A 13,618-nucleotide genomic window follows, 5' to 3' on the forward strand; every position below is an offset into this window, starting at 1 on the left:
ATTAACGGTGCTCCAAAGCCTGAACCGCAGTAATCAAGGTCAAATTATAAACATCGTCTGGGTTACAACCACGAGACAAGTCATTTACTGGTTGGTTCAACCCTTGTAAAACCGGACCGACAGCCGCGAATCCACCCATACGTTCAGCAATTTTGTAACCAATATTACCAGCTGAGATACCTGGGAAGATAAATACAGTCGCTTGACCAGCAACACTCGAACCTGGGGCTTTTAATTTACCTGTGGTAGGAACAAAGGCAGCATCAAATTGCAATTCACCGTCCAAATCCAACTCAGGACGCAATTTTTGAGCAATTTTTGTAGCTTCAACAACCTTATCTACTTTAGGACCAGCACCAGAGCCTTTTGTAGAATAGCTGAGCATCGCTACTTTGGGATCAATACCAAACATTTTAGCAGTACGTGCTGAGTTGATAGCGATTTCTGCCAAGGTTTGAGCATCTGGATCAATGTTGATAGCACAGTCACCAAAAATATAACGCTCTTCACCTTTTACCATCAAGAAGGCACCTGATGTTTTCGATACACCTGGCTCTGTTTTAATGATTTGAAGAGCTGGACGAACTGTTGAAGCGGTTGAATGAATCGCACCAGATACCATACCTTCTACTACGCCCATATATACCAACATAACACCAAAGTAGTTAACATCTTTCAACAACTCATGTGCCTGCTCTTCTGATACCTTACCTTTACGGCGCTCTACCAAAGCAGCTACCATCTCATCATATCTATCATAATGAGCTGGGTCAATAATTTCAAAACCTTCTGTAATCCCTTCAATGTCAAGGTAAATCTTAATACGATCTGGGTTTCCAAGCAAGACGGGTACTACATCCGACTCATTTACCAAACGTTTTGTCGCTTGCAAGATACGTGGTTCTTCACCTTCTGGCAATACGATACGTACTTTTTTACCCTCTAGCTTTGTAGCTAATTGCTCAAAAATTTTCATGAACAAACTCCTTAAATTTATTTACTTATTAACTGATTGATAACAGCCTGAAAATCCTCAGGAAGCGGTGCTTCCAAATCAATCCTTTCGGCTGAAAAAGGATTGTCGAAGGCTAAATTATGACAATGTAAGGCTTGACGTTCTATCCCACATTCCAAACTTCCACCATACATATCATCTCCTAACAATGGAAATCCAATGTGAGAAAAATGAACACGAATCTGATGAGTCCGCCCAGTATGTAGTTGAATATCTACTAAATGAATATCTCCCCAAGATTGTACAACACGATAGGAAGTATGAGCATATTTTCCATTCTTTGTCACACAACGGGTAATGATGCTATCTTCTGGACGACCGATAGGGGCAATAATATCCCCTGTCTCTTCTAACTGCCCATTCCCCTTCACCAAAGCATAATAACGTTTATGAATAAGCTTGGCCTGTAACTGCTTATCGAGTCGTGCGTGGGCATAGCCGTGCTTGGCAAACAGCATGACGCCTGATGTATCCCTATCCAGACGAGTCACAATATGAACCTGCTTATTCTCATAATTCTGCTCAATAAGATAACCTTTTACAAAATTTGCGATTGTGGATGAATGCAAGGCAGAAGGAATGGAGGCGTAGCCAACCGGCTTATTTATCGCCAGAAAATGATCATCTTCATAGACAATATCCAACGGAAAGAAAATCGGCTTCAAACTACCAGTCAAATCCTCTTCAGCAGGTATGTCAATTGTAACCCTATCTCCAATATCAAGCAAGTAAGTTGCATTTTGCTCAATATCGTTGACCCAGATATTGCCGCCGGTATACTTAATCTTTGCTAATAGGCCTTTAGAGACACCGTGTTTTTTAAGGAAAGTCTTTATTTTCGTATGCTGGTCAGCAATGAATTCAAACCGCATTACTCCACCTCTCCAATAAAGGCGTCCTTAACCCGATTCCAAAAACTAGTATGGCTCGGTGTTGCAACAAAATGAATCTTACTATTGTCTATCTGATACTCTATACTTTCAATACTATCATAGACAAAAGTCTTATTGTCCACCGCAATCGAGTAACGGTCACTATGCTTTGGTTCAATCACAATCTTGTCTTTTTTAGGGACAACAACGGATGAACCCAAGGTGCGGTAAACACGATTGTTCAAACTTGCCACTTCTGCAATCTGCAATGCCTCGATTGTTGGATGTAAAACAGCACCACCTAATGACTTGTTATAAGCTGTTGAACCTGTCGGCGTTGAAACCGAAATCCCATCCCCTCTAAAGCGTTCGAAGGGCACATTGTTAATAATAATATCTGCGACCATGGTCTTAGAAAGACGTTTTACTGTCGCCTCATTTAAGGCACGCGCCTCGACAATGCGGCCATCTGTCATCTTGACCTTAACATTTAAAATCGGATACGATACTCTAGCACCTGTATCAAGCTTAAGATTTTCAATCAGCTTGTCCACTTCAAAATCGCGATAATCTGTATAAAACCCCAAATGACCCGTGTGAATTCCTACAAAACGTACACGATCAATCAACTTTTCATATTTGTGAAAAGCAGATAAAAGCATCCCATCTCCACCGATAGAAATGACAATATCTGGATTTTTAGGAGTCAAAATAAAATTTGCTTCTTTTAACTTTGTCCATAATTCTTTGGACACCGCTTCGCTCTTAGGATTTCGACTAGCGAGCAGAGCGATTTTTTTTCTACCTGTATTCTTCATCTGTATCATCACTGTTGCCCACACCGTCATTCAGTTTGCGATAGGCAGGATCAAATAAGGCCTGCGCTTCTTGAATGTCGTTGCGGATTTTTCGCATCTCCTCATCTAATTCATAGGCAATTTTTGCTGTAACTTCCAAGCGTTTCTTGATTTCTTCTGGAAAATTCCCCTTATATTTATAATTCAGAGAATGTTCAATTGTAGCCCAGAAATTCATGGAAAGGGTTCGAATCTGGATTTCTGCCAGAACCGTCTCGTTGCCATTTATAGTATCCACAGGATACTCAATCACCACATGATATGAACGGTAGCCAGAGGCTTTCATATTGTTGATGTAATCCCGTTCATGCACAATTTGCATATCCTTGCGTTTCCGCAAAATAGCTAATACTTCTTCAATGTCGTCCACAAATTGAACCATAATCCGAAGACCGGCAATATCTTGCATATCTTGAGCAAGATTTTCCAATTTGATATGTCGCAGGATCATTTTTTCTTTAATGGATTCAATCGGTTTTACCCGTCCTGTGACAAACTCAATTGGAGAATGCCGATTAGCCTTGCGATACTGCTTGCGAATCCCCCGCAGTTTGATTTTCAATTCACCAACTGTCTGAATATAGGGGTCTAAAAATTCTTCCCAGTTAAAGTCCATACGGCCCCTTTCTTGTCAAAACTTTTAAATTGTATTAGAATAACACAAAGACTAATCTATTATAACACATTGAAAGGGTTTACTGCATGAAAAACCACCTTGAAATTGAGTATAAAACCTTATTGACCAAATCCGAATACAAACGCCTGCTTACTGACTTTTCAGATGTGAGCCCAATTCTTCAAACAAACCACTACATTGATACCCCAGACCTAGATATGAAGAATCACCGCTTTTCACTCCGTATTCGTACATTTGAAGACTCAGCAGAACTAACCTTAAAAATTCCACAAGAAGTCGGAAATCAAGAATATAACCAAGTTCTAGACATCCAAACTGCTTATCATTTACTGGAAAATTTTCAACTACCAGCAGGACAAATTTCTGACATTATTTCTACAACAGAGATTCCACTTGATAAACTTGCTGTCTGGGGAAGCCTCACGACAAAACGCTATGAGAAACAGACATCTATAGGCCTTATGGCCCTCGATGAAAATGATTATGTGGGACAAAAAGATTATGAATTAGAAGTCGAAGTGACCGATGCAGATGCAGGGAAGATTCTTTTTGATGAATTCCTTAAGAAGAAATCAATTCAATTCAAATATGCTAGTAGTAAGGTTGCACGAACAGCTACCTACATGAAATAACTATAAAAAATCAGCCAAATAAGGTTGATTTTTTAGTTTCACTACTGAAAATTTTTCATTTTTTTGATAGAATAGAACTATCTATTGTAAAAAATACTTTTATGTCATCATAAAAGCTCAGTGTGTAAAAGGAGTTACTTTAAAATGGTACAACCACTCGGTGAACATAACATTAAATTATTCTCACTCAATAGCAACCGTGATATTGCTGAAAAAATTGCTGATTCTGCTGGAATTCCTCTTGGAAAACTGTCTTCTCGTCAGTTTTCGGATGGTGAGATTCAAATTAACATTGAAGAATCTGTACGTGGCGTAGACGTCTACATTATCCAATCAACAAGCTATCCGGTCAATAATCACTTGTGGGAATTATTGATTATGATCGATGCTTGTAAACGTGCTAGTGCCAACACCATTACAGCGGTCATCCCTTATTTCGGCTATGCTCGTCAAGACCGTACCGCTTCTCCACGCGAACCAATTACAGCTAAATTAGTTGCAAATATGCTGGTTAAAGCTGGTGTCGACCGTGTATTGACTCTTGATTTGCACGCTTCACAAATTCAAGGTTTCTTTGATATTCCAGTAGACAATCTCCTTACAGAACCACTTTTTGCAGCCTACTACATGGAAAAAGGACTCTGCGGAGAAGATGTCGTCATTGTGAGTCCTAAAAATTCTGGTATCAAACGCGCACGTAATATCGCTGAATTTCTAAATGCACCGATTGCGATTATCGACTACGCTCAAGATGATTCTGAACGTTCTGAAGGCTATATTATTGGTGATGTTGCTGGTAAAAAAGCTATTTTGGTGGACGATATTCTCAATACTGGTCGCACTTTCTCACAAGCTTCAAAAATTGTCCAAGAAGGTGGTGCTACTGAAATTTATGCAGTTGCCAGCCATGGTCTCTTTGCAGGAACTGCAGCCCAACTCTTAGATGAAGCACCAATTAAAGAAATATTAGTTACCGATTCTGTTGCAAGCAAAGAACAGCATCCTAAAAATATCGCCTTCCTAACAGCTAGTGACTTGATTGCAGATGCCATCCACCGCATCCAAGAACATCAGCCACTCAGCCCACTTTTCAAATTTACTAGTCCTGAAAAAGAAAACTAGGAGTAAACTCTTTGATTTATTTAGATAATGCAGCGACCACTGCTCTATCTCCTACTGCACTCCAACGGATGATGGAAGTGGCTCAAGAAAATTATGGAAACCCCTCCAGTATCCATCAAAGCGGTCGGAAAGCCAATCAATATCTTAGACAAAGTCGTCAAGAGATCGCTCAAATTCTCTCCGCCTCTCCTGAACAAATTATTTTCACATCTGGAGGCTCCGAAGCTGATACTTTAGCTATTCAAGGCTATGCACTTGCACATCAATCCAAAGGAAAACACCTGATTACTACGGCTATCGAACACCATGCTGTCCTCCATACCATGCAATATCTAGAGGAGCGGTTTGGGTTCGAGGTAACCTATATCCAACCAGTCGATCAAGTAATCACCGCTCAACAAATTCAGGATGCCCTTCGACCAGATACTATTTTAGTCAGCGTCATGTTTGCTAACAATGAGACCGGTCAGCTACTTCCCATCAAGGAAATTGGAGAGCTCCTAGCCGATCATCAGGCCGTCTTTCATGTAGATGCTGTCCAAGCAATTGGAAAAATTGCAATTGCTCCCTCTGACTACGGAATTGACTTCCTCGCAGCCTCTGCCCATAAATTCCATGGTCCAAAGGGGATGGGATTCCTGTATAGTAACGTTCATAAATTTGATTCCTTGATCCACGGCGGAAAGCAGGAACAGCAACATCGAGCAGGTACTGAGAATCTCCCTGCTATTGCTGCTATGGCGACTGCCCTAACAGAACAATATGAGTCCTTAGATACGCATCATAAGCATGTCAGTGAACTGCGACAACATATTATCGAGGGATTGTCTGGCTTAGACTATTATCTCAATCAGGCTGGACCTCATCTCCCTCATGTCCTTAATATCGGTTTTCCTGGTAAACTTAATGAACAACTACTCATGCAACTAGATTTGGCAGGTATCGCTGTTTCTAGTGGTTCTGCATGTACGGCAGGTGTTGTCCAAAATAGCCATGTTTTAGAAGCTATGTATGGAAAAGACTCCCTTCGTCTGAAAGAATCCATTCGTATCAGCCTATCTGAAATCAATACAAAAGAAGAGATAGATACTCTTATCATCGAACTAAAGAAAATATTTGGAGGTTAAAATGGCATTCCAACAATCAGTTACCTTAAAAGATTGTAATTTTACTTATCACATTAGCCCTGCTATCAAAAAATATACACTCCGTGATAACACCTTTGAACAAAGCAAAGCAGGTCACTATCAGCTTACACGTCTTCTGGAAGAAATTCCAAATTCAAACCAAGGATTCCTCTTGAAAATTATTATCAATCAAGACCTAACTGGTTTTAAAATTAACATTACCGACAAGTCTGGTCTTCATCTGGTAAACATTTTTAAGCCAGAAAGTAATAAGGTTATTCAAGAAAAATTCTATTTCCTCATGGATAGCTTGATTGACCGTGACATCTTTACAAAAGAGGGTTAGTATGATTGAAATTCACTATCTTGACGCTTACAAGCAAGAACGTATCCAAACATTTGAGAATAAAGATGCAGCCATTCTGGCTTTTTCCGGTTGCTTAACCCTCCCAGACTATTATCCAGTTACCAGCATTACACAAGACGGACAAGCTCTGGATTACAAAGGGACAATTGGGGATCTCTATCGCTATTTACAAACACTAGATTAGGCAGTTTCCTGTTTAATCTTTTTTTAAAATCAATCTGTTGATTTTTTCACAAACTTGGACTAGAATAGAATAAAGAACTGTTTAATATATAAATAATCAATAAAGCGTATTCTATCGAAATAAAGGAGTCTAAAGTGAAAAACGATAAAAAATCTGATATTCCACGCGCAACTGCCAAACGTCTATCCCTCTACTATCGCATTTTTAAACGTTTCTATGCAGGAAATATTGAAAAAGCTAGTTCAAAAGAAATTGCTGAAGCTATCGGAATTGATTCGGCTACCGTCCGCCGAGATTTTTCCTATTTTGGAGAGCTTGGTCGTCGTGGCTTTGGCTACAATGTCAAAGAGTTGATGGATTTCTTTGCGGATATTCTAAATGATACCTCCATCACCAATGTTATGCTTGTTGGAGTCGGGAATATGGGGCGGGCCTTGCTACACTATCGCTTCCACGAACGAAATAAAATGAAAATAGTCATGGCTTTTGAGGCAGATGATAATCCAGCTGTTGGAACGACAGATGAAAATATCCCAATCCATGCAATCTCAGAAATCAAGGAACGTATCAGCGAAGCAAACTCTCAGACAGCCATTCTAACGGTACCCAGCGTCAAGGCACAAGAAGTGACCGATATTCTTGTTGAAGCTGGTGTTAAAGGGATTCTGAGCTTTTCACCAGTTAACTTGTCTGTCCCAAAAGATGTCGTTGTTCAGTATGTTGATTTGACTAGTGAATTACAGACACTACTCTACTTTATGCGAAAAGGATAAGCAATGAAAAAACCAGTTATTGGTATTTCTGGAAATGAATATAAAACAGGGGATCATACAGAACCCCTGCTTTCTTATACCCAGACTTGCCTCGTACAAGCTATTGAAGATGCTGGCGGACTCCCACTCATCCTTCCTGTTACAGAGCCTGATTTGGCAAAATATTATATCCATCTTATTGATAAACTCATCCTAACAGGAGGACAAAATGTCCAGCCAAGTTACTATCACGAAGAAAGGACTATTGACAGCAATAATTATCTACCAAAGCGTGACGAGTTTGAATTAGCCCTCATAAGGGCTGCCCAAGAAAATCAGAAACCTATCTTCGGTATCTGCCGAGGTCTACAGCTCTACAATGTAGCTCAAGCGGGTAGCCTTCATCAATCAATTTCTGAACATTGGCAAGACATAGACGGACAAGAAGTCAGTCAAACGATTCAACTGACTCAAAATAGTCCACTTTACGACATATATAAGTCCGATCCGAGTGTAAACTCATTTCACCGCCAGGCTATCAAAGACTTAGCACCTGACTTAGAAATCATTGCACTATCGGATAATCAACAGATTATTGAAGCAGTTCATTCAGCTTACCCAACTAAATTTTTAGGGGTTCAATGGCATCCTGAACTACTCTACGGTAAACGTGAGATTGAAAAAGACCTCTTCCACTATATTGTCAATAAACTTTAAAATAACTCACTTTCTTCTCTAAAAGAATAGTAATCCTTATTTCCAACAATTAAATGATCTAATAATACCAGTCCTAGCTTTTCGCAGGACTCTTTTAAATTCTCCGTAAATAGCAAATCATTCCTACTCGGTTGTACTGAACCCGACGGGTGGTTGTGAACGATGATAATCGATGTTGCCATACATTTTACTGCGTAATGCAAAATTTCACGTGGTTCTGCAATGCTACGATTAACACTCCCAATAAAAATCGTTTTTTGACTGATAATCTGGTTCTGTGTATTGAGATAAAGTGCAACTAGATGCTCCTGCTTCTTATGCCCGATTTCATGAATCATCTTACGTCCCAACTTCTCACTTCCCAAAATTCTCTCATTTAAGAGTAGCTCTGATTGATTGATACGCTTTCCAAGTTCAATCATAGCCTTAATTTCAATCGCCTTGACGCGCCCAATTCCAGTCAAACTTTGCAATTCTTCAATTGATAGTTCTCTTAGAGCCGCTAAACTCTCCAAACGATTCAATAATTTATTAGAGAGAATAGAAACAGGTTCTTTTTTTGTCCCAGTTCTAATAAAAATTGCTAGTAATTCCTGATTACTGAGACGCTCAGCTCCAACTTCTACTAAACGTTCTCTAGGTAGAATGGCCTCTTCTTTACATTCAATTTGATACATAATTTCCTCCTCACCTATCTATTCGTAAAATCTTGCAAAAAAAGAAGCCATATAAAACCAAAGAATCTCTCCTCAGTTTTATACCACTTCTTTATTCTTAATATATAGATGTTTTATTGTCCATAATCATACTGATTATAACTCTTATTGAAGGAATCTAAGATGTCTTTTGCCGTTTCATTATATGGAGTGGTTGATTCAAGAACTCCTTTTACAACAATACGTTGCGTAGCATAATAGTCCGTACATGTCACTAACGTAACTTCTGTACGTCCTTCTACATCATCAATGACATAGACACTTTCAGGCGAAACAATTTCCACACTATCAATAACGTAGGTGTAAACATTGGTCTTGTCAGTAATATAGATTTTCATGCCGTTTTTAGCACGATCAAGCGGTGAAAAGAGAACATCTGCCGCACCAGTTACACCAAAAATATGGTGGCTGGCCAACGCATAATTTCCTTTCCCCATCTCTTGGTTTTCCTTCATGGTACCAGCTCCATACATGAGCGAAGTATTGAAGACCCCTTTAAAAATAGGAAGGTTGATACCAAGCTCGGGAACCGCAATTCCACCAATTACAGGTAAGCGTTGTGCATCCCACTGAGCTGCTAAAATAGCCTCTGTAGAAATAGACTGAACCTGTTCGAAATCAAATGTTGTCTCAGCCTGTTTATTCTTTTCGATATCCTCTGTCGTAACATTGCTAATCTGGTATTTATTCGTATTCCAGCCGATAATAAAATTACGGATAGAGGTATTAAATATCAATGCCAAGGAAATCAGTATCAATACAACTGTTAAAAAATTGCGCCAAAAAGAACCTTTACGCTTCTTCTTTTTTTCACGTTTTGACATGATTATTTATTCCTTTTCTTCTTTAATTTCGGCAGCATCTACCAAGGCAAAGGTCATGATTTTCGCTTCATCATTCAAGCGCATCACTTTTACCCCCATGGTTGAACGACCAGTTTGAGAGATATTCGCAACACTTGTACGAATAATCACGCCAGTATCGGTAATAACCATAATATCTTCATCACCAGATACCGTTGTCAAACCTGCTAGAGAGCCATTCTTATCAGCAACTTTAAGAGTCTTGATACCCTTACCACCACGACCTTTGGTTGGATACTCACTGGCTGGTGTACGTTTACCAAAACCTTTTTCCGTCAATACGAGTACTTCTTGGTCATCAGAAATCATAGTAGCGCCAACTAACTGGTCTCCCTCGCGTAAATTGATACCACGAACACCTGTTGCTGTACGGCCCATATTACGAACATCTGTTTCAGTGAAACGTACAGAATAACCGAACTTAGTCCCCATAATAATGTCTGCTTGACCATTTGTTAAGAAAACATTGATGAGTTCATCGTCTTCTTTCAAATTCAAAGCTTTCAGACCGCTCTGGCGAATATTGGCAAATTCTGACACACTAGTCCGTTTTACAACACCTTGGCGAGTTGCAAAGAAGAGATAACTATCTGCCTCCTGGTCCTTAGTTACATTGATAATGGTTTGAATTGCCTCGTTTTCTTCCAATTTAAGCAAATTGACTACTGGAAGTCCCTTTGCAGTACGACCATATTCTGGGATTTCATAGCCTTTGAGACGGTAAACACGTCCCTTGTTAGTGAAGAAGAGCAAGCGATCATGAGTGCTTGTAGAGACTAATTCTCGTACAAAATCATCATCCTTGACGCCAGTTCCTTGAACCCCACGTCCTCCACGCTTCTGAGCTTGAAACTCATCCTGTGCCAAACGCTTGATGTAGCCTTGGTTTGACAAAGTGATTAAAACATCAGTTTCTTCAATCAAGTCCTCATCTTCAAGGGAAAGAACTTCACCAACCATCAATTCTGTACGGCGTGGGTCAGCATACTTACGTTTGACTTCTTCTAATTCGTCTTTAATAATCTGAACAACACGCTCAGGCTTAGCTAGAATATCAGCCAAATCTGCAATCAATGCCACTAACTCATCATATTCTGATTGAATCTTGTCGCGTTCCAAACCTGTCAAACGACGAAGACGCATATCAAGAATGGCCTGACTCTGACGTTCAGAAAGGTCAAATTTCTCCATCAATTCAGCTTGAGCAATAGCATCAGTTTCTGAATTACGGATAATGCGAATGACCTCATCAATATGGTCAAGAGCAATCAGCAAGCCTTCTAAGATATGAGCACGCGCCTCAGCCTTTTCTTTATCAAATCGTGTACGGCGAGTGACTACTTCTTTTTGGTGTTCAATATAAGACTCTAGAATCTGACGTACAGAAAGGATTTTCGGTACACCATTTTGGATGGCCAACATGTTGAAACTAAAGTTGGTTTGAAGCTGGGTTTGCTTAAATAGGTTATTCAAAATAACGTTAGCAGAAGCATCACGACGAACTTCGATAACAAATCGTACACCCTCACGGTTGGATTCGTCTCGAACAGCAGTGATTCCTTCAATACGTTTTTCTTGGACTAATTTGACAATATGTTCTTGAACCTTGGACTTATTGACCATGTATGGAAACTCTGTAACAACAATGCGTTCACGACCATTTCCATATTCTTCAATTTCTGTGCGGGAACGAAGAACTATTGAACCTTTACCAGTTTCATAAGCACGGTGAATTCCAGATTTCCCCATAACCAAGGCACCTGTCGGAAAATCTGGTCCAGGCAAGACTTCCATAATCTCACGTGTTGTTACCTCGGGATTGTCCATAACCAGCTTAACTGCCTCGATAGTCTCACCCAAGTTGTGTGGAGGAATGTTGGTAGCCATACCAACGGCGATACCAGTCGTTCCGTTAACCAGAAGGTTAGGGAAACGAGCAGGTAAAACCTCAGGCTCACGTTCACTCGCGTCATAGTTATCCGCAAAATTTACCGTGTTCTTGTTAATATCACGAAGCATTTCAAGCGCAATCTTGCTCATGCGTGCTTCTGTATAACGCTGAGCGGCTGCTCCGTCGCCATCCATGGAACCAAAGTTTCCGTGACCATCAACTAACATGTGACGGTAGCTCCACCATTGTGCCATACGAACCATTGCTTCGTAAATCGCACTATCTCCATGCGGGTGGTATTTACCCATAACATCCCCTGTGATACGGGCTGATTTTTTATGTGGTTTATCCGGTGTACTTCCTAATTCATTCATCCCATACAAAATACGGCGATGAACCGGCTTCAGACCATCACGTACATCAGGCAGAGCACGTGAAACGATAACACTCATCGCATAGTCGATGAAGGATGATTTCATCTCATTGGTCAGATTAACCGTTACTAAATTTTTATCTTGCATTATATGCCTCTTTCAACAGTCATTGTGCTTCTATTATACCATATTGGCGAATAAATTTCTTTGTTGGAAACTAGCATGTAAACATTTTCAAAGGCGCTTTCACAAGTGACAAAAAGCTTAAAACATGCTAGAATGTATTATGGTCGGGATGAAGTCATCCCCAAATAAAACTAAGGAGATGTTTAGCAATGACTGCAACTAAACAACACAAAAAAGTAATCCTTGTCGGTGACGGTGCCGTAGGTTCTGCTTATGCTTATGCTCTTGTTAACCAAGGGATTGGTCAAGAATTGGGTATCATCGATATCAACAAAGAACGTACTCAAGGTGATGCAGAAGACTTGAGCCACGCATTGGCCTTCACATTCCCTAAAAAAATCTACTCTGCTGAGTATTCAGATGCTCATGACGCAGACTTGGTTGTATTGACAGCTGGTTTGCCACAAAAACCAGGTGAAACTCGCCTTGAATTGGTAGAGAAAAACCTTCGTATCAACCAACAAATCGTTACAGAAATCGTTAACTCTGGTTTCAACGGTATCTTCCTTGTTGCTGCTAACCCTGTTGACGTATTGACTTACTCAACTTGGAAATTCTCTGGTTTCCCTAAAGAGCGTGTTATCGGTTCTGGTACTTCTCTTGACTCAGCTCGTTTCCGTCAAGCATTGGCTGAGAAAATCGGTATCGACGCACGTTCAGTTCACGCTTACATCATGGGTGAGCACGGTGACTCAGAATTTGCAGTTTGGTCACATGCCAACGTTGCTGGTGTGAAATTGTACGACTGGTTACAAGATAACCGCGATATTGATGAGCAAGGTCTTGTTGACTTGTTTGTATCTGTTCGTGATGCAGCCTACTCAATCATCAACAAAAAAGGCGCAACTTACTACGGTATCGGTGTTGCACTTGCACGTATCACTAAAGCAATCTTTGATGATGAAAATGCAGTACTTCCATTGTCAGTTTACCAAGCTGGCCAATACGAAGGTGTTGAAGATGTCTTCATCGGTCAACCTGCTATCATCGGTGCCCACGGTATCGTTCGTCCAGTCAATATCCCATTGAGCGAAGCTGAATTGCAAAAAATGCAAGCATCTGCTAAACAATTGAAAGACATCATCGATAATGCTTTCGCAAACCCAGAAATTGCAGCTGGTGTAAAAAACTAATTATATAAAATAGTAAAAAAGGTGAGCAATAGCTCGCCTTTTTTACTTATGGCTTCGAGCCAGTTTTTCTCGTAGAGAAAAACAAGAAAACCACCAGCTATGCTGGTGGCTGACAAGGCTTTGAGCTTCCATTTCTTTTTCCTGATATAATCTAATTGTTCAGGTTAGATAAA

General features: G+C 40.1%; 15 protein-coding genes. 8 read left to right on the top strand and 7 right to left on the bottom strand.

Annotated elements, in window-relative coordinates; genetic code table 11:
• Position 1: 1 nt before the first annotated feature.
• From pta to ODU39_RS07630, 4 genes are read right to left on the bottom strand one after another with little or no spacing between them, the layout of a single operon-like run.
• Positions 2-976, bottom strand: a complete 975-nt coding sequence (gene pta, locus ODU39_RS07615) for a phosphate acetyltransferase (RefSeq protein ID WP_002935239.1) — start codon at positions 974-976, stop codon at positions 2-4.
• Between the two features lie 17 nt (positions 977-993).
• A complete protein-coding gene (locus ODU39_RS07620) occupies positions 994-1,887 on the bottom strand; it encodes an RluA family pseudouridine synthase (protein WP_012027041.1) in 894 nt (297 codons plus the stop codon).
• Entirely contained in the window at positions 1,887-2,705 is an 819-nt protein-coding gene (locus tag ODU39_RS07625) for an NAD kinase (RefSeq protein ID WP_002935241.1), read from the bottom strand. The genes ODU39_RS07620 and ODU39_RS07625 overlap by 1 nt, the downstream gene beginning before the upstream one ends.
• Entirely contained in the window at positions 2,689-3,360 is a 672-nt protein-coding gene (locus tag ODU39_RS07630; protein WP_398580188.1) for a GTP pyrophosphokinase family protein, read from the bottom strand. Before ODU39_RS07630 ends, ODU39_RS07625 begins: the two co-directional genes overlap by 17 nt.
• A gap of 86 nt (positions 3,361-3,446) precedes the next feature.
• Between ODU39_RS07630 and ODU39_RS07635 the strand changes: the two genes are divergently transcribed.
• From ODU39_RS07635 to ODU39_RS07665, 7 genes are all read left to right on the top strand, one after another.
• A complete protein-coding gene (locus ODU39_RS07635) occupies positions 3,447-4,013 on the top strand; it encodes a CYTH domain-containing protein (protein WP_398580189.1) in 567 nt (188 codons plus the stop codon).
• Positions 4,014-4,157: 144 nt separating this feature from the next.
• Positions 4,158-5,135: a ribose-phosphate diphosphokinase gene (locus tag ODU39_RS07640; protein WP_012775438.1), complete on the top strand. Its 978-nt coding sequence runs from the start codon at positions 4,158-4,160 to the stop codon at positions 5,133-5,135.
• An 11-nt stretch (positions 5,136-5,146) separates the two neighbouring features.
• A complete protein-coding gene (locus ODU39_RS07645) occupies positions 5,147-6,262 on the top strand; it encodes a cysteine desulfurase family protein (RefSeq protein ID WP_398580190.1) in 1,116 nt (371 codons plus the stop codon).
• Between the two features lies 1 nt (position 6,263).
• Positions 6,264-6,608: a DUF1831 domain-containing protein gene (locus ODU39_RS07650; protein ID WP_024402190.1), complete on the top strand. Its 345-nt coding sequence runs from the start codon at positions 6,264-6,266 to the stop codon at positions 6,606-6,608.
• Position 6,609: 1 nt separating this feature from the next.
• Positions 6,610-6,813, top strand: a complete 204-nt coding sequence (locus tag ODU39_RS07655) for a DUF4649 family protein (protein ID WP_024378702.1) — start codon at positions 6,610-6,612, stop codon at positions 6,811-6,813.
• A gap of 134 nt (positions 6,814-6,947) precedes the next feature.
• A complete protein-coding gene (locus ODU39_RS07660) occupies positions 6,948-7,586 on the top strand; it encodes a redox-sensing transcriptional repressor Rex (RefSeq protein WP_002935251.1) in 639 nt (212 codons plus the stop codon).
• Between the two features lie 3 nt (positions 7,587-7,589).
• Positions 7,590-8,282, top strand: coding sequence for a gamma-glutamyl-gamma-aminobutyrate hydrolase family protein (locus ODU39_RS07665; RefSeq protein WP_398580191.1), 693 nt, complete (start codon positions 7,590-7,592; stop codon positions 8,280-8,282).
• Here ODU39_RS07665 and radC read toward each other — a convergent pair.
• The 3 genes from radC to gyrA all read right to left on the bottom strand — a co-directional run bounded on the left by radC (position 8,279) and on the right by gyrA (position 12,273).
• Entirely contained in the window at positions 8,279-8,959 is a 681-nt protein-coding gene (gene radC, locus ODU39_RS07670; RefSeq protein WP_398580192.1) for a DNA repair protein RadC, read from the bottom strand. The genes ODU39_RS07665 and radC overlap by 4 nt on opposite strands.
• A 113-nt stretch (positions 8,960-9,072) precedes the next feature.
• Positions 9,073-9,822, bottom strand: a complete 750-nt coding sequence (locus ODU39_RS07675) for a class A sortase (RefSeq protein ID WP_002935254.1) — start codon at positions 9,820-9,822, stop codon at positions 9,073-9,075.
• Positions 9,823-9,828: 6 nt separating this feature from the next.
• Entirely contained in the window at positions 9,829-12,273 is a 2,445-nt protein-coding gene (gene gyrA, locus ODU39_RS07680; protein ID WP_398580193.1) for a DNA gyrase subunit A, read from the bottom strand.
• Between the two features lie 188 nt (positions 12,274-12,461).
• Here gyrA and ODU39_RS07685 point away from each other — a divergent pair, with 188 nt between their 5' ends.
• Positions 12,462-13,445 carry an L-lactate dehydrogenase gene (locus ODU39_RS07685; RefSeq protein ID WP_398580194.1) on the top strand — a complete coding sequence of 328 codons (984 nt, stop codon included), beginning with the start codon at positions 12,462-12,464 and terminating at the stop codon, positions 13,443-13,445.
• Positions 13,446-13,618: the final 173 nt, after the last annotated feature.

The organism is Streptococcus sp. 2021WUSS126 (assembly GCF_044427255.1).
GTDB lineage: Bacteria > Bacillota > Bacilli > Lactobacillales > Streptococcaceae > Streptococcus > Streptococcus hashimotonensis.

What these genes read in the sequence shown, in the direction of transcription:
- ODU39_RS07630 (WP_398580188.1), bottom strand. Translation starts at nt 3,360, where the DNA reads ATGGACTTTAACTGGGAAGAATTTTTAGACCCCTATATTCAGACAGTT.
- ODU39_RS07650 (WP_024402190.1), top strand. Translation starts at nt 6,264, where the DNA reads ATGGCATTCCAACAATCAGTTACCTTAAAAGATTGTAATTTTACTTAT.
- ODU39_RS07620 (WP_012027041.1), bottom strand. Translation starts at nt 1,887, where the DNA reads ATGCGGTTTGAATTCATTGCTGACCAGCATACGAAAATAAAGACTTTC.
- ODU39_RS07655 (WP_024378702.1), top strand. Translation starts at nt 6,610, where the DNA reads ATGATTGAAATTCACTATCTTGACGCTTACAAGCAAGAACGTATCCAA.
- ODU39_RS07625 (WP_002935241.1), bottom strand. Translation starts at nt 2,705, where the DNA reads ATGAAGAATACAGGTAGAAAAAAAATCGCTCTGCTCGCTAGTCGAAAT.
- ODU39_RS07685 (WP_398580194.1), top strand. Translation starts at nt 12,462, where the DNA reads ATGACTGCAACTAAACAACACAAAAAAGTAATCCTTGTCGGTGACGGT.
- gyrA (WP_398580193.1), bottom strand. Translation starts at nt 12,273, where the DNA reads ATGCAAGATAAAAATTTAGTAACGGTTAATCTGACCAATGAGATGAAA.
- ODU39_RS07665 (WP_398580191.1), top strand. Translation starts at nt 7,590, where the DNA reads ATGAAAAAACCAGTTATTGGTATTTCTGGAAATGAATATAAAACAGGG.
- ODU39_RS07640 (WP_012775438.1), top strand. Translation starts at nt 4,158, where the DNA reads ATGGTACAACCACTCGGTGAACATAACATTAAATTATTCTCACTCAAT.
- pta (WP_002935239.1), bottom strand. Translation starts at nt 976, where the DNA reads ATGAAAATTTTTGAGCAATTAGCTACAAAGCTAGAGGGTAAAAAAGTA.
- ODU39_RS07635 (WP_398580189.1), top strand. Translation starts at nt 3,447, where the DNA reads ATGAAAAACCACCTTGAAATTGAGTATAAAACCTTATTGACCAAATCC.
- ODU39_RS07675 (WP_002935254.1), bottom strand. Translation starts at nt 9,822, where the DNA reads ATGTCAAAACGTGAAAAAAAGAAGAAGCGTAAAGGTTCTTTTTGGCGC.
- radC (WP_398580192.1), bottom strand. Translation starts at nt 8,959, where the DNA reads ATGTATCAAATTGAATGTAAAGAAGAGGCCATTCTACCTAGAGAACGT.